This is a genomic window from Janthinobacterium sp. GW822-FHT07A03 (assembly GCF_058798815.1).
On the sequence record NZ_JBXAKW010000006.1, the window covers coordinates 473,883 to 491,519 of the forward strand.

12 protein-coding genes are annotated in these 17,637 nt (G+C 64.1%); 7 read left to right on the forward strand and 5 right to left on the reverse strand.

From position 1 onward, the window contains the following. The first annotated feature begins 298 nt into the window (after positions 1-298). Entirely contained in the window at positions 299-2,038 is a 1,740-nt protein-coding gene (locus AC1RJW_RS19685) for a putative bifunctional diguanylate cyclase/phosphodiesterase (protein ID WP_493046477.1), read from the forward strand. Continuing rightward, positions 2,035-3,531 carry an HDOD domain-containing protein gene (locus AC1RJW_RS19690; RefSeq protein WP_493046478.1) on the forward strand — a complete coding sequence of 499 codons (1,497 nt, stop codon included), beginning with the start codon at positions 2,035-2,037 and terminating at the stop codon, positions 3,529-3,531. The genes AC1RJW_RS19685 and AC1RJW_RS19690 overlap by 4 nt, the downstream gene beginning before the upstream one ends. 111 nt (positions 3,532-3,642) lie before the next feature. Here the strand turns inward: AC1RJW_RS19690 and aroC are convergent, their stop codons facing one another. After that, entirely contained in the window at positions 3,643-4,737 is a 1,095-nt protein-coding gene (gene aroC / locus AC1RJW_RS19695; RefSeq protein ID WP_493046479.1) for a chorismate synthase, read from the reverse strand. Positions 4,738-5,171: 434 nt separating this feature from the next. On the opposite strand from aroC, the gene AC1RJW_RS19700 reads away from it, so the two are divergent. Beyond that, on the forward strand, positions 5,172-7,433 hold the full coding sequence (locus AC1RJW_RS19700) for a putative bifunctional diguanylate cyclase/phosphodiesterase (RefSeq protein WP_493046480.1): 2,262 nt from the start codon (positions 5,172-5,174) through the stop codon (positions 7,431-7,433). Positions 7,434-7,504: 71 nt separating this feature from the next. Here the strand turns inward: AC1RJW_RS19700 and AC1RJW_RS19705 are convergent, their stop codons facing one another. Then, complete coding sequence (locus AC1RJW_RS19705; RefSeq protein ID WP_010398828.1) at positions 7,505-7,951, reverse strand: CBS domain-containing protein; 447 nt, start codon at positions 7,949-7,951, stop codon at positions 7,505-7,507. 225 nt (positions 7,952-8,176) lie between these two features. Continuing rightward, entirely contained in the window at positions 8,177-8,800 is a 624-nt protein-coding gene (locus AC1RJW_RS19710; RefSeq protein ID WP_493046481.1) for a 2OG-Fe(II) oxygenase, read from the reverse strand. A gap of 282 nt (positions 8,801-9,082) precedes the next feature. Here AC1RJW_RS19710 and AC1RJW_RS19715 point away from each other — a divergent pair, with 282 nt between their 5' ends. Genes AC1RJW_RS19715 through AC1RJW_RS19730 form a run of 4 tightly spaced genes read left to right on the forward strand, consistent with a single transcriptional unit; the run spans position 9,083 to position 14,666 of the window. Further along, entirely contained in the window at positions 9,083-10,393 is a 1,311-nt protein-coding gene (locus AC1RJW_RS19715) for an O-acetylhomoserine aminocarboxypropyltransferase (RefSeq protein ID WP_493046482.1), read from the forward strand. A 1-nt stretch (position 10,394) separates the two neighbouring features. Next, on the forward strand, positions 10,395-11,207 hold the full coding sequence (locus tag AC1RJW_RS19720) for an alpha/beta fold hydrolase (protein WP_493046483.1): 813 nt from the start codon (positions 10,395-10,397) through the stop codon (positions 11,205-11,207). A gap of 34 nt (positions 11,208-11,241) precedes the next feature. Continuing rightward, a complete protein-coding gene (locus tag AC1RJW_RS19725; RefSeq protein ID WP_493046484.1) occupies positions 11,242-12,636 on the forward strand; it encodes a PoNe immunity protein domain-containing protein in 1,395 nt (464 codons plus the stop codon). Between the two features lie 29 nt (positions 12,637-12,665). Further along, a complete protein-coding gene (locus tag AC1RJW_RS19730) occupies positions 12,666-14,666 on the forward strand; it encodes a WG repeat-containing protein (protein WP_493046485.1) in 2,001 nt (666 codons plus the stop codon). Between the two features lie 73 nt (positions 14,667-14,739). Here the strand turns inward: AC1RJW_RS19730 and AC1RJW_RS19735 are convergent, their stop codons facing one another. Both AC1RJW_RS19735 and AC1RJW_RS19740 read right to left on the reverse strand, forming a co-directional pair. Further along, a complete protein-coding gene (locus AC1RJW_RS19735; protein WP_493046486.1) occupies positions 14,740-16,137 on the reverse strand; it encodes an esterase-like activity of phytase family protein in 1,398 nt (465 codons plus the stop codon). Positions 16,138-16,257: 120 nt separating this feature from the next. Next, the gene (locus tag AC1RJW_RS19740) at positions 16,258-17,634 is read right to left on the reverse strand and encodes a YihY family inner membrane protein (protein ID WP_493046487.1); all 1,377 of its coding nucleotides are present in this window, start codon (positions 17,632-17,634) and stop codon (positions 16,258-16,260) included. Positions 17,635-17,637: the final 3 nt, after the last annotated feature.

A 17,637-nucleotide genomic window follows, 5' to 3' on the forward strand; every position in this document is an offset into this window, starting at 1 on the left:
CAAGCGCGCCAGTGGAAGCAAGTGCAGATAAATGTTTCCACGTGGAATGAAAATACCTGTGTGTGTCGCGTAGCATGATTTTTTTCATGGAAGGCAGGAATATTTACAAAACCTGAAGCAATGTTGCTCTATTTCATGTAATCGAATGCTTTTCAATGATACATTTCGTGTGGATCGCGTTCCGATAGCCGCCCTTCCGACCCCTATGGCGCGCGTCACGCACGACGCACTCTTTCCGTTGGCGCCCTGCCCTGCAGCGAGCGCCGGCACTGATAACAAAAAGGTAAAAGCCAGCACGATGTTTTCCAGTACCCCATCCGCCGCCCACCGCGAGGCCCGCCACGAGTTGGACAACCTCATGGAAGAGGCAGGCGACGTCGTGTTCCGGCTCGATATGGACGGCCTGATCCTGTTCGCCAGCAAGCGCGCGGCCATGCTGTTCGGCGCACCATCGGGCCTGTCCGGCCATTTGCTGCTGCCGCTGGCCGCCGAAGCGTCGCGCGCCGCGCTGCAGGCGGCGCTGGAAGACGCCCTGGAAGAACCGGGCCGCCTGGAAGTGCGCCTGCAAACGCCGGACCAGGAAATCTGGTTCGAGCTGCGCCTGTCTTCTTATATGAACGCGGCCGGCGTGGCCGAATTGCTGGTGGTCGGGCGCGACACGTCGGCCCAGCACAATACGGAAGAACGCCTGCGCCACATGGCCACGCACGACGCGCTCACCGGCCTGCCGAACCGCCTGCTGCTGTCGGACCGCATCCGCATGGTGATCGCCCAGGCCGCCCGTTCGGGCCAGGGTTTTTCGGTCGCCACCATCGGCCTCGATGGCTTCAAGAAGGTCAACGATGGCCTGGGCCACCCCGTCGGCGACGCAGTGCTGCGCCTGGCCGCCGCGCGCCTGCGCAAGACCCTGCGCGACAGCGACACCCTGGCGCGCGTGGGCGGCGATGAATTCGTCGCCGTGCTGCCCGGCAGCGCCACCGACGCGCAGATCAAGCTGGTGACGGGCCGCCTGCTGGCCACCCTGCAGGCGCCGTTCGAAGTCGATGGCCACACGATCTATGTGGGAGCGTCCGTCGGCGTATCGATCTATCCGCTGCATGCGGAAGATGAAGTGCGCCTGGTGGCGCTGGCCGATGCGGCCATGTCGCGCGCCAAGGAAACGGGCAAGGCCCGCTGCCTGGTCTACAGCCCCCGTCTGAATGGCCCGTCGGAACACGATATCTCGCTGGAAGCGGCCATGTTCCACGCCGTGCGCGAAGGCGAATTCCTGCTGTTTTACCAGCCCATCGTCGATGCGCACACGCGGCAGATCCAGGGTTTCGAAACCCTGATGCGCTGGAAGCACCCGACCCTGGGCCTGGTGCCGCCCGTGCGCTTCATCCCGATCGCCGAAGCGAACGGTCTGATCAACCTGCTGGGCGCCTGGGCGCTGAAGGCGGCCTGCGTGCAGCTCAAGCAGTTCCAGGAAGTGGCCAGGCGGCCGCTGTACATCTCCGTCAACATCAGCCCGCGCCAGTTCCGCAACGACAAATTCCTCGACGTGCTCGATGACGCCATCGCCTTTTCGGGACTCTCGGGCGAACACCTGGTGCTGGAAATTACGGAAGGCACGCTGATGATCGACCCCGTGCATGCGGAAACCATCCTCGTCAAGATGACGGAGCGCCGCGCGCGCATCGCCATCGATGATTTCGGCACCGGCTATTCGTCGCTCGCGTATCTGAAGCGCTTCCCCATTTCCGTACTGAAGATCGACCGCACCTTCATCAAGGACTTGCCCGAATCGAGCAAGGATGCGGCCATCTGCAACACCATTCTCGACCTGGCCAAGCATTTGAATTTGTCCGTGGTGGCCGAGGGCGTGGAAACCGAGGAGCAGATGCACTTCATGGAGTCGCGCGGCTGCCAGTATGTGCAAGGCTACCTGACGGGAAAACCGATGCCGGCGCATGCCGCGCTATCGGCCTTGAGCGAAAAAACCTATGCGGCGCTGGTGCCCACGCCGTCTGCCAATGAGTTGCGCGGAGGTGTGCAATGAATCCAGGTCATTTCACGGCGCCGACACAGCTCGGCAAAAATACTCTGGAACTGCTGTGGGCACGCACGCGACAGCAGGGCGACATGCCCGGCTTCGCCAAAGCCATCAGCGCCATCCTGGGCGCCATGCGCGGCGAGGACGACCACGAATTCGACATCACGCAAACGGTGCTGTCCGACCCTGTCCTCACGCACAAGGTGCTGCGGCTGGCCAACAGCGGCATGTATTCGGCATTCGGCCAGCGCGTCAACACGGTCTCGAAGGCCGTGCTGGTGCTCGGCATCGACGCCATCGGCCACCTGGCGCTGGGCTTGAAACTGATCGAGGAGCTGTCGCAGGCGTCGCCCGATTCCGTCAGCGCCCACGTGGAAATGGAAAAGGCCGTGCTGGCCGGGATGGTGGCGCAGCAGGTGGCCACCAGCGCCGGCAGCCTGCAGGCGGAGCAGGCCGTCGTCTGCTCGATGCTGCACACCTTGGGCCGCATGATGGTGACGTTCTACATGACGGACTTCTGGGCACGCATGCAGGCGCATGCGGGTCCGGGCAACGAGGCGGCGGCCGCGCGCGAAATCCTCGGCCTGTCGCTGCCGGAAGTGGGCTATGCCACGGCCGCCCACTGGGGCTTGCCGCAGCACCTGATCAACGGCATGCGTCCGATGGACCCGTCGCCCGACAACGCGCCCGTCAGCGGCGCCGACTGGATGGCGGGATTGTCGACCATGGCGGCGCGCTGCGCCGACTCGCTGTGGCATGACGATGCAGCCGGCGCGGCGCAGGTGCACGCGCTGATCGACGACTATGCGGGCACGCTGGGCATCACGGCAACCGACCTGGTGGTGGCCGTGGACAAGGCCAAGGCGATGGCGGCGGCCGACCTGTCGATCGCGCCGCTGTCGAAACCGGCCGAACGGCGCGCGCGCCAGCTGGCCTCGACGCGCATGCGCGCCGAGGGCAACCGCGTGCTGATCAGCGGCCTGGCCGACCTGCGCGGCGCCATCGGCAGCGCCAGCCCGGGCCAGATGGTCTCGATGGCGCTCGAAACGCTGCACCAGGGATTTGATTTTTCGCGTTCGGTGGCGTTCGTGCGCAACCACAGGGATCACTTGTATTCGGCGCGCATCAGCATGGGCGAAGGCATGGCCGACCTGCAGGACCTGATGGTGTTTGGCGACGCGTATGAACCGAACGTGTTCCACGCGGCCCTCAACAGCGACCGCGTGATCTTCATCGACAATGCGCGCGACCCGAAATTTGCCGCCAAGCTGCCGCAATGGTGGAAAGCGACGCTGTCGGAAGCGCGCAGCTTCGTCGTGCTGCCCCTGTCGGCCAACGGCCACCCGACGGGATTTTTATACGGCGACTGGGACGACAGCTTCCCGCCGATTCAGCTGAATCAGACGGAATTTAACCTGATCAACGATATCCGGGCGCTATTGGTGCAGTCGGTGGAGATGCGGCACCAATTGGAATTGGTGGCGAACAAGGTGGCGTGACAGGAAGCGCCAACAATGGTGTCGGATTACGCGCAAGCGCTAATCCGACCTACATGGCATCGGTCGTAGGTCGGATCAGGGCCGCAGGCCCGTAATCCGACAACATTCAATTTACTTCAGCTTCGGCGTACTCACCGACACATCGCCGCACTGCGCGCGGTGCATCAGGGCGTGGTCGATCAGCACCAGCGCCAGCATGGCTTCGGCGATCGGCGTGGCGCGGATGCCCACGCACGGGTCGTGGCGGCCGAACGTTTCCACCATCACGGGATTGCCCTCTTTATCGATCGAACGGCGCGGCGTGCGGATCGACGACGTCGGCTTGATGGCGATCGACACGCTGATATCCTGCCCCGTCGAGATGCCGCCCAGCACGCCGCCGGCGTTATTGCCGATAAAACCTTCGGGCGTCAGTTCGTCGCCATGCTCGGAACCCTTTTGCGCCACCGAATCGAAGCCGGCGCCGATTTCCACGCCCTTGACGGCATTGATGCCCATCATGGCGTAGGCGATGTCGGCGTCGACTTTGTCGTAGATGGGCTGGCCCAGGCCGACGGGCACGTTTTGCGCGATCACGTCGATGCGCGCGCCGATGGAGTCGCCGTCGCGGCGCAACTGGTCCATCGCCGCTTCCATGCGCGCGATCAGGTCCGCGTCGCCGCTGGCGGCAAAGAAGGGGTTCGCATGCACGTGTTCCCACGACTGGAACGGCACGGGAATGTCACCCAGCTGGCTCATGCAGCCCTTGAACGTGGTGCCGTACTGCTGCTGCAGCCATTTCTTGGCGATCGCCGCCGCGCCCACCACGGGCGCCGTCAGGCGCGCCGAGGAACGCCCGCCGCCGCGCGGATCGCGCACGCCGTATTTATGCCAGTAGGTATAGTCGGCATGCCCGGGGCGGAAGCTTTCCGCGATATTGCCGTAATCCTTGCTGCGCTGGTCTTCATTGCGGATCAGCAGCGCGATGGGCGTACCCGTCGTCACGCCCTGGTACACGCCCGAGAGAATCTCGACCGTATCCGATTCCTGGCGCTGCGTCACGTGGCGCGAGGTGCCCGGCTTGCGGCGGTCCAGCTCGGGCTGGATATCGGCTTCCGACAGGATCAGGCCCGGCGGGCAGCCATCGATCACGCAGCCGATGGCCGGACCGTGCGATTCGCCGAAAGTGGTAACAGTAAACAGCTTGCCAAAAGAATTGCCGGACATAATAGGAAGTGTGAGGACTGGAAAACTCAATTCTACCAGCCTGCGGGGCATGCCATGCCGCTAATGCCGCAGCAAGGCCCGATATTGCCCCGCCCAAATCGCCATTTTTAAATCCCGTGTTTTTTTTCATATAAAAAACACCAGATATGAGTTGCAATCATGCAATACAAGAAATATTGCTCCACAGAATAGACTTAAAAAAACATTTTGCTTATTAAATAGCTATATACTTGGATGATGGGCGATCAGAAAATGGGCGAGCCTCGGAGACACTTGAGTGCTGCTTTTTCGATGCGCCCTGAGTGCATCAGAAATGGCCAGGACTAGGCGCACCGCCGAAGACAGTACGCAAGTACGGCGAGGCGGTGCAACAACGCCATGGACATTTCTGATGTGCTCACATCCCGTACTGAGTCATCCTGGAGAAGCTATACATGCCCGCACCGATCATCCCCCTTGACGCCAACAAGGACGATCACGACGACCTGGTATTCCTCGATGAGCAACCAGCGGCGCCGCTGGCCGTCGCACCGCGCAGCGTCTGGCGGGTGATGATCATCGACGACGATGAAGACGTCCACTCCACCACCACTTTCGCCCTGGGCAACCTGGAAATGCAGCACCGCCCGCTGGAATTCGTGCATGCGTACTCGGCCGGCCAGGCGCGCGAACTGCTCAAGCATGAAGACGACATCGCCGTCATCCTGCTCGACGTGGTGATGGAACAGGATGACGCGGGCCTGCACCTGGTGCGCTACATCCGCGAAACCCTGAAAATGACGGATGTGCGCATCATCCTGCGCACGGGCCAGCCCGGCTATGCGCCGGAAATCGACGCCATCCGCGATTTCGACATCAACGACTACAAGACCAAGTCCGAACTGACGCGCATCAAGCTGTTTACCACGGTGACGGCCGCCATCCGCTCGTACGAGCAGATCCGTTCAATCAGCAACAGCCGGCGCGGCCTGGACCAGATCGTCCACGCCAGCACGCAGCTGATGGCGCTGCACGGCGTGCAGAACTTCTCGGCCGGCGTGCTGGCGCAGATCGCCGACCTGCTGGGTATCCGCGCCGACGGCGTGCTGTGCGTGCAGGACTTGCAGGACAATGGCAGCAAGGAGCTGCTCGTCGCGGCCTGCACGGGCAGCTTTTCCGGCTTGCCGCACAGCGCCCTGTGCGGCCTGCAAAACCCGCGCGTGATGGCCGCCATTGAGCATACGCTGGCGCAGCGGCGCAATGTCTACGCGCACGACTACGCCACCCTGTACTTCGCGGGCAAGGCCAGCCGCGATGCGGCCGCCTACCTCGTGCTGCCGCGCCCCCTCTCGGCCATCGATGAAAGCCTGCTGGAAGTGTTTTGCAGCAACGTCGCCGTGGGCCTGGACAATGTCGAGCTGGTATCGCACCTGCACAACGCCGCCTTCTACGATCAATTGTCGAAGCTGCCGAACCGCACGCGCCTGGTGGAAATCCTCGACGCCACCCTGGCCGGCCCCGCGCGCGACGACGCCACCCTGTCCCTGGTCGACCTCGACCACTTTGCCGAGACCAATGACGCGCTGGGACACCAGTTCGGCGACACCCTGCTGATCGCCGTGGCGGGCCGATTGCAAACCCAGCTGGGACCGCAGCTGACGGTGGCGCGCCTGGGCGGCGACATCTTTTGCGTGCTGGGCGACTCGTCGCAAGTCAACCCAAGCAAGATCCTGGCCCTGTTCCAGCCGCCGTTCTGCATCGATGGCCAGGACGTGCAGCTGTCGGCCACCCTGGGCCTGGTGCGGCTGGGCGAACATGCGGGCACGGGCGCCGATGCATTGAAGGATGCCGATATCGCCCTGAAACGGGCAAAAAGCCAGCAGCGCGCCGGGCACTTCTATTTTTCGCGCAGCATGGGCATCGAAATCCGGGAAAGAGTCCGCATGATGCACGCGCTGCGCACGGCCTTCAGCCAGGACCAGCTGTTTGTCGTGTATCAACCGCAGATCGACCTGACCACGCGCCGCCCCGTGGGCGCCGAAGCGCTGCTGCGCTGGCAGACGCCGGACGGCAAGTTCATCTCGCCCGACCGCTTCATCCCGATTGCCGAGTACTCGGGCATCATCATCGACCTGGGCGAATGGGTGCTGCGCACGGCGTGCCGCGAACTGGTGCTGCTGCGCGAGCAGGGCCACCGCAATTTCGTCATGTCCGTCAACGTGTCGCAAGTGCAGTTCCGCCACCCGCTGTTCCTGGAAATGCTGCGCGCGGCGCTGGAAGAGACGCAGGCGCCGCCCGAGTTCATCGAGCTGGAAATCACGGAATCGATGGCCATGGAAGAGCCGGACTTATTGATCAAGATGTTGTGGCAGATCAAACAGACGGGCGTGAGCATCGCCATCGACGACTTCGGCACGGGCTTTTCCTCGCTGTCCTACCTGCAGCGCCTGCAGGTCGACCGCCTGAAGATCGACCGCGCCTTCGTCACCGAGATCACGGGATCGGCGCGCGGCAGCAGCATCGCCGAAATGGTCATCCAGCTGGGCCGCAACCTGGGCCTGGCCGTGATCGCCGAAGGCGTGGAAGACGAGCGGCAAGCACAGATTTTGCAGGCGCTGGGCTGCCCCATGGCACAAGGCTTCCTGTTCGCCCGCCCCATGACGGCCACGGCGCTGGGCACCTGGCTGAACAACGAGGCGCTGCAGGGGGCGGCATAGGCGACGCCTTTCTCCTTTGCAATACAAAACGCCGGCAGTTGCCGGCGTTATCTTTACTGCATGCGTGAAGATTAATCCGTGGTTTCGGCCGGCCAGTCGCGGATGTACGCCTTGAGCATCTGGTTTTCAAAGCTTTGCGCTTCGAGCACGGCGCGCGCCACGTCGTAGAAAGAAATGACGCCCAGCAGGGTCTTGGCGTTCATGACGGGCAGGTAGCGCGCATGCTTTTCCAGCATGATGCGGCGCACTTCATTGACTTCCGTGTCGGGCGTGACGGTAATCGGGTGGTCATCCATATGCTTGCGCACGGTGCCGCCGCCGATCTGGCCCGCGTTTTCATGCAAGGCGTTCAACACTTCGCGGAAGGTCAGCATGCCGACCAGGTCGCCAAATTCCATGACCACCAGCGAACCGATGTCTTTTTCAGCCATGGTATTGGCCGCGTCAAGCAGGGGCTGGTCAGGCGTGACCGTGTAGAGGATATTGCCCTTGACTTGGAGAATTTCAGATACTTTCATATTGGCCGTCCTGTCCGCGTGATTGGTATTTTAGTTATTCTAAGCCCTTACTGCGACTGTAGCCTATGCCTGCGGAAAAATCCAGCCTTGCGCGCAATCAAATCGAGGGGGATTGTCGGGCAAGAAAAACGTCACGAGCGGATGCACGGCGCGGCCGAGAAGCCCAGCGGTACGCGAGTACCGTGAGCATCGCCGGCCATTCCCCGCGACGCGCAGTAGTTTTTCTCATGCCCGGCGGCGGAACCAGCCGGCGATGGATAGGCGCTCGCGCGCCGTCGGCAGCACCTCGTGCAGCATCTCGCCCGACAAGAACATGGCCATGCGGCCCGCCTGGGGCAAGATGTCCACCTGCCCGCCATCCTGCGGATGCAGGCGCAGCGCGCCGCCGTGCCCGGGCAGCCAGTCGTCGTTCAGGTACAGCACGACGGACACGGTGCGCTTGTCGTCGTCGCGGAAACGGTCCAGATGGGCCCGGTAAAAGGCGCCCGGCGCGTACAGGGCGAAATGGCTTTCGTACTCTTCCAGCCCCAGGAACAGCTCGCGGTTAAGGACCTGGCGCAGCGCCTCCATGTGTTCCAGGTAGCGGTCGCACGCTTCTGAACGGCCCGTTTCCAGCCATTCGATATGGTCGCCGCGGATGTCCGGCTGCAGCAGCGGCGCATGGCCGCTGCCCACGCCGGCGCCCTTCATCTTGCCGCTGAGCATGGATTGCACGCATTCGGCGGCCAGCTGGCGGCTCAGTTCTGGGGAGATGAAATGCTCTTGCATGAGCCAGCCTGCCTGGCACAGGCCGTCGACGATACAGGGTCCGGGAACGGCAAGGGAGCCGTCGAACGATATTGCGGGCATAAAATCTTTCCTGGTGGACATGCATGAGAGTGCGCCTGAAGCCCAGGATTTCGTTCGCTTGCAACTGTTTCCCTGCGGCGCGGCGCACGCGCACAGGTAAGACAGCCCGAATATCGCTGATACGATATCGTACCACCGCCGCACCGCGCCGGTCACTTTTTTTACACTTCAGGTTACACGCGCGGTCCGCCAGCACGGCCCCATGCGCCCTGCACAGCAGCCCTTTTGCTCAGCTGCAAATCAGGTTACGATCTTGCCACTATAAAACTTGGCGGAGACACCATGAGCGGCCCGAAATACCCCGGTTTCGATACCTTATCCCTGCATGCGGGCGCCGCGCCCGATCCGGCCACGGGCGCGCGCGCCACGCCCATCCATTTCACGTCCTCGTTTGCCTTCAAGAGTTCGGAACACGCGGCCTCGCTGTTCAATATGGAGCGGGCCGGCCACGTGTATTCGCGCATTTCGAATCCCACCAACGCCGTGCTGGAAGAACGCATCGCCGCGCTGGAAGGGGGCGTGGCCGGCATCGCCACGGCCAGCGGCCAGGCCGCCATGCACCTGGGCCTGTCCACCATCGCCGGCGCCGGCTCGCACATCGTGGCCTCGCGCGCCCTGTACGGCGGCTCGCACAACCTGCTCGCCTACACATTAAAACGCTTCGGCATCGAGACGACCTTCGTCGACCCGCGCGACGTGGATGCCTGGCGCGCCGCCATCCGCCCGAATACCAAAGTGCTGTTCGCCGAAACCCTGGGCAATCCCGGCCTCGACGTGCTCGATATCCCCCAGATTGCCGCCCTGGCGCACGAGCAGCACCTGCCGCTGATGCTCGATTCGACATTCACCACGCCCTATCTGCTGCGCCCCTTCGAGCATGGCGCCGACCTGGTGTTCCACTCGGCTACCAAGTTTTTATGCGGCCACGGCACGGCCATCGGCGGCCTGCTGGTCGACGGCGGCACTTTTGATTGGCAGGCGGCCTACGACAAGACGGGCCGCTTTGCCGAACTGTGCGAGCCGTATGAGGGCTTCCACGGCATGGTCTTCGCCGAGGAATCGACGGTGGCGCCGTTCGCCCTGCGCGCCCGGCGCGAAGGCTTGCGCGATTTCGGCGCCGTCATGAGCCCGCACAATGCCTTCGCCATCCTGCAAGGCATCGAAACCCTGGGCTTGCGCATGGACCGCCACGTGGCCAACACGCGCAAAATCATCGACTTCCTGCTGGCCAATCCGGCCGTGGAATCCGTGTCCTACCCCGAGCTGCCGTCGCATCCCGATTACGAACTGGCGAAAACCCTGCTGCCGAAGGGCGCGGGCGGCGTGTTCACCTTCCGGCTGCGCGGCGACCGCGCGGCGGGCCAGCGCTTCGTCGACAGCCTCAAGATCTTTTCGCACCTGGCCAACGTGGGCGACGCCAAGTCGCTCGTCATCCACCCCGCCTCCACCACGCACTTCCGCGTGCCCGACGATCAACTGGCGCAGGCGGGCATCACGCAGGGCACCATGCGCCTGTCCGTGGGCCTGGAGGACGCCGACGATTTGATCGAAGACCTGGCCCGTGGCCTGAAACTGTCGCAGAAAGGCGCCTGATATGCTGCTCACCATCGACAACACCACGGCCTACTGCTACACGGGTGGCAAGCCATTCAACCCGAACCAGCCCACGGCCGTCTTCATCCACGGCGCGCAGAACGACCATTCCGTGTGGGCCTTGCAGACGCGCTATTTCGCCCACCACGGCTGGAACGTGCTGGCCGTCGACTTGCCGGGCCATGGCCGCAGCGGCGGCGCGGCAAAGGACAATGTCGCGGAACTGGCGCGCTGGATCCTCGCCGTGCTGGACGGGGCCGGCGCGCCCAGGGCCATGCTGATCGGCCACAGCATGGGCTCATTGATCGCGCTGGAAGCGGCATTCCTGGCGCCCGACAAGGTCAGCCACCTGGCCATGCTGGGTTCCACCTACCCGATGAAGGTTGCGCCGGCCCTGCTGGAAACGGCGCTCAACGATGAACAGGCGGCCATCGACATGGTCAATATCTGGTCGCACTCGTCGATCGCGCAAAAGCCGTCGTTTCCCGGTCCCGGCTTTTACGCCATGGGCGGCGCGCGGCGCCTGAAGCAGCGCATCGCGGCCCTCAACCCCGATCACGTGTTTCACACGGATTTTTATGCCTGCAATGCCTATGCGAACGGCGAAATCGCCGCCGCTTCGGTACACTGCCCCACTTTATTCATTTTCGGCGCGCGCGACATGATGACGCCGCCCAAATCGACCCGCTGGCTGACGTCCGCCATCGCGCATGGCAAGGTGGTGCAGGTCGACAGCGGGCACGAATTGATGGCCGAGCAGCCGGACGCCGTGCTCGACGCGCTGTTTGCGTTTGCGCAAAGCCCCCCGGCATGACGCCATGCCACGCACACTTTTTCAGGATTAATGCATGATGTTGTTGAATACCCTGCACGATGAATTGACTGGCCGCGGCAGCGGCACGGAAGCGGAGCGGCACGAACGCTATAAATGGCTGGAGCAGCTGCGTTTCAATAACCCGCAAGCGGAAGAAGGCGGCCCGATGGCCGGCATTCCGTACTACCAATGGTGCCGGCTGCCGCAGGCGCTGGTCGTCGCGGGCCAGCACACGGACCTGCTGGTCGGCACCACGAGCGCCCTGTACCTGGTCTTCGCGGGCCGCCACGCGGCAGCCTTCGCGGCCGAACTGGGCCTGCAATACGACGCCAACAACCGCATCGATCGCCCCGGCGGCCTCGACGAACTGCTCGACGCCTATGAAGAGCAGGCCGACGGCAGCTGGACCACCGTGGCGGCGGGCCAGGCGGTACCGCCGCTGGCCGGCTGGGACGACGTGTACTTCCGCGTGCGCGACCTGAGCGACGGCAAGGCCATCCAGAGCGTGACCACCATCGCCTACGAAAGCAGCCGCTTTCCCGGCTACACCCTGCTGGGCACGACCCTGGTGGGCGCGGGCGCCATCGCCCACGACGACGAGACGGCGGAATATCTGCAGCAAATCTTCGCCGACTGGGCCATCCAGCGCGATTGCGCCGATGCCTGTCAACCGGCATCCGCGCCCTGGCCCCATGCACCGCGCCAGGCGCCACCGGCCCCGTTCGACTTTAGCCGCAACCTGGCTTACCTCGACGCCCTGCTGGCTGCCTATGTCCGCGCGCAGGCGCAGGCGCAAGTCGATGGCGGCGATGCCGCCTACTGGGCGTGCGCCGCCGCCAGCGTGGCTTACCAGGTCTTCTCGCTGCGCTACACGGCGGGCCTTCCCTTGCTTGACGTGGAGACGGCGCTGGAAGCGGCCATCGCCGCCTGCGAAGCGGCGCGCGCGGCCCTGGCCGCCGCCTACGATGACGATGCCTTGCCCGCCTTTGATTTCGAACAATTGACGGATTACGCGCGCACCCTGCAATTGCTGGGCGCGGCCCTGCTGTTCGGCCGCCACGACCTGGCCGCCCGCCTGGCCGCCCTGCAGACGGCCTTCGATGGCGAAGACGGCGTGGTTGAAGCCTTGCTGTCGACCATCGACCCGACGCGTCCCGCCGTCGACGAATGGTATTTCGCCGAACCCTATTCCGCCCTATTCGAGTGCCTGGACGCGGACGACCCGGCACAGCAGTTGGAGCACCTGCGGCACTACCTGGCCAGCTGGCATGGCGCGCTGGTGCGCGAAGACTGGTTTAACGGCCATTTGCGCGCGCAGGGCCTGGGCGGCTACTACGGTCTGTGGGCCTTCGAGGCGGCCGCCGTGGCCAAACATCTTGGCCTGGATCGCAGCGCGCTGGCCCACTGGGTCATGCCGCCCACGCCCTGAATGCCCCGTTTACTTTTAGATAAATATCAATGATCAATACCGCAGCCCTGTTCAGCACCGCCTTTTTACCCTGCCAGGCCGGTTTCGACACCGACGCCATCACCGGCCTGGCCGAATGGCGGCTGGAGGTACCTGCGCTGTTCAAGCTGCTCATCGGCGCCGGCACGCAAGCCGTCGCCTGGCCCATCTACGGCGATGGCGAAGACTGCCCCTGCGTGCTGGCCGCGCCGATGGCGCAGGCGCAAGCGAGCTGGCAAGCCTTGTCCGCGCTGATGGACAGGCCGCGCGACGCGGCCGCCATCGTCGCGCGCAGCGCCATCAGCAGCCTGCTGGCCAGCGGCCAGCCGTGGCTGATCCTCGATTGCGTGCAGCTGATCCCGCACGATATCGGCACCCCGGACTACGCCACCGCGCTCGAGGCCCTGCGCGCCGAGGCGCAAGCCCTGCACCATGCCCTGCTGCGCGGCGAGCGCGATGCCCTGGCGTCCCTGCTGGCCGCCGGCGCCGCCTCGCCCGCCACCGGCTACTGGTCGGCGTCCGCCAGCGCGCAGCTGGCCGATGTCGAGGAACTCGATACGCAAGACGTACCGTTCCTGCAGGGCCTGGAAGTGGTGGGATGGGAAGAAGACGCGCTGTGCTATGAAGTGAGTGCCGCCGGCGAACCGGACGTCACCGGCCTGGTCACGCCCTACGGCCGCTGGATCGTGCCCCTGTCGCAGCGCTATGTCGACCTGGGTATTTACTACGCCGATGATGGCTGGATCACCTTTGCCACGGCGGACGCCCCCGACGCGCACGGCGTGCTGGACCTCAACGGCACGGTGGTGGTGCCGCCCGCCCCCGGCGCCCTGTACGTGATCAGCCCTCATTTGGCACAGCAAATAGCGCCGGACGGCGCCAGCCGCTTGCTGCGCCTGCCCGACGGCGCGCTGCTCATCGACAGGGTCGACAATATGTGCCAGCGCGAAGACGGCTTGATCGACATCGAGCGCCAGACAGGCGAGACAAACGATGACGACAAGCGCAATGTGCACGGCGTGGTCGACAAGACGGGCAAGGTCGTGGTGCCGCCCGCCTACAGCTCCGTGCAGGATTTCGGCACGAAGAAGAAAATCGCCATCGTCAGCCAGCGCATCGCCGGGCGCTTCCTGTTTGGCCTGGTCAATAGCCAGGGCGAGCTGCTGGCGCCATGCCAGTATGAGGCCATCGATTGCGCCACCACCTCGTCGCCGCCCAAGCTGCGCAAGAACCTGATCTTCGCCATCGATGCGCAAGGCCTGGCCTGCATGCTGACACTGGATGGAAAACAGGCCTTCACGCCCCTGTACCCGCCCGCCCACCATCTGCGCGGCGTGGCCATGCAAAGCGACTTTTTATATGTCGTCAACGATGGCATGGCCTGGAGCATGGATTTCACGGGCCAGTTGCTGGAACAGTTCGACACCGTGGAGAACTTCAAGGCGGCCATCACGGCGCAATTGAGCGAGTCCATCGGCCTGGGCAAGAAAAAACCCGCCAGGCGCCGCAGCTTTACGCCGGCGCAGATCCTGGCGAAGGCCGACCGCGAGCAGTTGCGCGCCTTGGCCGCCCTGCTCCTGCCGGGCGACGCGGCACTGGCCGCGCGCTGCGTGGACATCACGCTGGAAGAACTGGCCGAGGACGACCCGGAAGAGGAATACGACGGCGATACGCCCGAAGCGGCGTGCTTCTTCCTGCTCTGGTCCACGGCCTCCCACACGCTGGGCCACGGCACTACCTTGGACTGGAAAGCCGTCGATGAAGTGCCGCGCATAGGCCAGCATATCGGCCTGCCCGCGCTGCAGGATTTTTCCTGGGCGGAGCGCGAAGACAGCGACGCGATGGCCGAAGGCCTGGCCGCCATCGCCCGCCACCTGGCGCCGCATCAGCTGCGCCTGGTCAACATGCACGGCGGCGAAGACACGTATTATCTGGGTGTGGTACGGGCACAGGATGCAGCCGCGTTCAGCAAGGCGGCGCTGCAGGCGGCCTTGCGGCCCGTGCTGCTGTGACGGCTTGCCAGCCCGTCTGCTGATATTGCACCCGGCCGGCAACATGGAGCGCCGTTGCTGGCCGGGTGCGTCTTTACTTGAGGGAACGATCGAACAGCGCCTTGTCAAAACGCAGGGTAATGACTTCGGTATCGTCCGGCTTGCCTGGCTTGCGGCCGTCTTCACCGGGGTAGTTCGTGTCAATTGCCACGACTAGCGTGTGGGCATCGAGGACTTCAACGCTCTCCACCGAGTCGAAAGGCATGCTGAACTTACCCACGGGCATATTGCTCGCCTGCCCGCCGATGCCTTTGGGGTCGGAGATGTTCAGCAAGTCCACCAGCAGCGTTTTCTTGAGGGCGCCATCAGCATCTTTCTCCTTCAGGTCGACCAGGTACAGGCGCTTGATCACGGCCTTGGCGCCCCAGAACCCGTCGCGCTCGATGAGCACGAACTTGCTGCCGCCGACATTGGTCATGTCGCCGATCACGACGCCATTATCCTTGGCCGCGCCATCCTTGCGGTACACGAGGTTCTTGCCCGTGTAGCGCATGGCGGCGGGGTCGAACTCGAAGATGTTCAGGTAGCGTTCATCCGCGGCAACGGGCCGCAGCGACAGGTCGCTTGGCGCCGCTTCCGGCAGCGCGTAGAGCAGGCTGCGGTCGGCGTTATAGGCCAGGCTTTCGAAGCCGCGGCTGCCTGACAGAGTGATGCTGGCGCCCTTGCCCAGCACTTCCGGATTGGCCGGGCTGCGCAGGAAGGGATGGGGAACGGGATCGCCCATGAGCGTGCCGTTTTTGTCGAAGTGCAGGATATACGGACCGAACTCCTCGCCCACGAACCAGGTGCCATCGGCGGCGCGCGCGAGCGATTCAATGTCGAAGTCAAAACCGGTCAGCAGGCGGCCCGCGCGAATGCGCGCATCGACGGCGATACCGCTGTCGGAAAAGACCAGCCCGCCGGAGGTGTTGCTTGGGTAGTTGACATAGTCGGCCGTGATTTTCAGGTCAATGCCCTTGCCGTCGTTTAAGAAACCCCTGGCGTCGTTGAAGGCGAGGAAACTGTTGATCTTGATGCTGCCCGGCGTCTTGCTGGCGTCTGCGTCCGTGCGAAAGTTGATGCTGGCGTTATACAGGCCGAGCACGAAATCGGCCGAATTGCCCTTGGCGCCGTAGCCATTGTCGGCCATGGCAGTCCAGCTGCCGTCGTCATTCCTCAGCAGAGCGGAGAAGCCGGGAATCGGCACGCCATTGGCAAACGGCGGGCTGACGCCAAGCGCCGCAGCCGTGAACTGTCCGGAAATCGGTCCCGGCCAGCGCGCCGTGTCAGGCAACGCTGCCCAGCCGACAAGCTGGTGCGGCAGCCCTTCCCCCTCCTTGGGCACCGCGTCGGGAGCTGCAGAGGAACTGCCGCCGCAGGCAGCCAGCATGCCGCTGACCATCACGATGGCCAAGCCGCGGCACAAATTCAAACCGCTCAAATGACAACGCATATTTGCTTCCTCTACAAGATGAATGGAGAGGAAAGCTTACCGGCCTTCGGTGACCAGTTTATGACATGCGTCCCTAGCGCGCGAGGCGGATGCCGGCAGGAAGCGCACCGCCCGGGCCCGTCAATTGCAGCGCACTTCCCCGAAATGCTGCGCCAGACTCATGCCCAGGCCTTCTTCCACGGCGTTTTCCACCTGCGCCGCCAGCGCGGCCGCTTCTTCCGCCGCCTTGATGTCGCGTTCATTGGTGGAACCGGCGGGGTAGCCGGAGTTCACGCGCATGCCGCCGAAGACGAACAGCCGGTAGACATCGGCCAGGCTGATGCGGTTCACGTTGCCCAGCAAGACCCAATGGTCGGAACTGTCGGCCACGCGCTTGCCCCACTGGACGCGCACGGCGCCTTCCACGTTGACCCGTCCCACCCAGCCCTGCTGCACCATCTTGTCGAGCAGGGTTTCCATCTCTTCGAAGCCCAGGCGCGTGCTGCGGCGGATCTCGGCCGCGCCCACCAGGGCCGAATCGGCACAGTGGCAAGCCTGGTGCAGCACTTTCAGGATGGCGACGGCGTCGACGAATTCGCTGCCCGGCGCCGCCTCGTACCACCAGCGCTCGTATTTCACGACGGGCAAGGCGGCCACCAGCAAGGCGCCCACCAGGGTGATCATCCAGCTCAGGTAAATCCACACGAGGAACAGCGGCAAGGCGGCCAGTGCGCCGTAGATGCGCGAATAGGTGGGGAATTCCTGGATGAATTCGCCGAAGCCCCGCTTGGCCACCTCGAACGCCAGCGCCGCCAGCAAGCCGCCCCAGGCCGCATCGCGCCAGTCCACGTCGCGGTTCGGCACGGCGATGTACAGCAGCGTAAAAGCCAGCATGGTCAGGCCGATCGACACCAGCGTGTAAAACACGGCGCCGAGGAACGGCACGGCGCCCACCACGCCGCTGGTGGCCATGAAGAGGCGCGACGTCACCGTCAGCGACACGCCCACCAGCAGCGGTCCCAGGGTGACGATGGCCCAGTAGACGAGCAAACGCTTGGTCCAGCGGCGCTCCTGGCGCACGCGCCAGATGCGGTTGAAGACGCGCTCGATCAAGCCCATCATGCCCACCGAGGTGACGATCAGGGCGCCCGCACCGATGGCGGACAATCGCGTGGCCTTCGAGGCAAACGTCGTCAGGTAGTCGAGGATGGTGTTCGAAATCCCCTTCGGCATCACGCTTTGCACGAAATAGTCTTCCAGCGCGTGGCGGAAGGTATTAAACAGGGGGAAGGTGGTGAAGATCGCCAGGGCCAGCGTGAGCAGCGGCACCAGCGCGAAGACGGTGGCGAAGGTCAGGCTGCCGGCCACTTGCGGCAGGCTTTCCTCGCGCACGCGGCGGCGCGCGAACTGCAGCAGGTCGCGCGTTTCGGACCACGTCAGGCCGCGCACGACGTCCAGCCCCATGCTCAGGGTGCGCCACAGGTATTGGAAGAACGGGAATATATATTTTGAAAACATGTG

What these genes read in the sequence shown, in the direction of transcription:
- AC1RJW_RS19685 (WP_493046477.1), top strand. Translation starts at nt 299, where the DNA reads ATGTTTTCCAGTACCCCATCCGCCGCCCACCGCGAGGCCCGCCACGAG.
- AC1RJW_RS19690 (WP_493046478.1), top strand. Translation starts at nt 2,035, where the DNA reads ATGAATCCAGGTCATTTCACGGCGCCGACACAGCTCGGCAAAAATACT.
- aroC (WP_493046479.1), bottom strand. Translation starts at nt 4,737, where the DNA reads ATGTCCGGCAATTCTTTTGGCAAGCTGTTTACTGTTACCACTTTCGGC.
- AC1RJW_RS19700 (WP_493046480.1), top strand. Translation starts at nt 5,172, where the DNA reads ATGCCCGCACCGATCATCCCCCTTGACGCCAACAAGGACGATCACGAC.
- AC1RJW_RS19705 (WP_010398828.1), bottom strand. Translation starts at nt 7,951, where the DNA reads ATGAAAGTATCTGAAATTCTCCAAGTCAAGGGCAATATCCTCTACACG.
- AC1RJW_RS19710 (WP_493046481.1), bottom strand. Translation starts at nt 8,800, where the DNA reads ATGCCCGCAATATCGTTCGACGGCTCCCTTGCCGTTCCCGGACCCTGT.
- AC1RJW_RS19715 (WP_493046482.1), top strand. Translation starts at nt 9,083, where the DNA reads ATGAGCGGCCCGAAATACCCCGGTTTCGATACCTTATCCCTGCATGCG.
- AC1RJW_RS19720 (WP_493046483.1), top strand. Translation starts at nt 10,395, where the DNA reads ATGCTGCTCACCATCGACAACACCACGGCCTACTGCTACACGGGTGGC.
- AC1RJW_RS19725 (WP_493046484.1), top strand. Translation starts at nt 11,242, where the DNA reads ATGATGTTGTTGAATACCCTGCACGATGAATTGACTGGCCGCGGCAGC.
- AC1RJW_RS19730 (WP_493046485.1), top strand. Translation starts at nt 12,666, where the DNA reads ATGATCAATACCGCAGCCCTGTTCAGCACCGCCTTTTTACCCTGCCAG.
- AC1RJW_RS19735 (WP_493046486.1), bottom strand. Translation starts at nt 16,137, where the DNA reads ATGCGTTGTCATTTGAGCGGTTTGAATTTGTGCCGCGGCTTGGCCATC.
- AC1RJW_RS19740 (WP_493046487.1), bottom strand. Translation starts at nt 17,634, where the DNA reads ATGTTTTCAAAATATATATTCCCGTTCTTCCAATACCTGTGGCGCACC.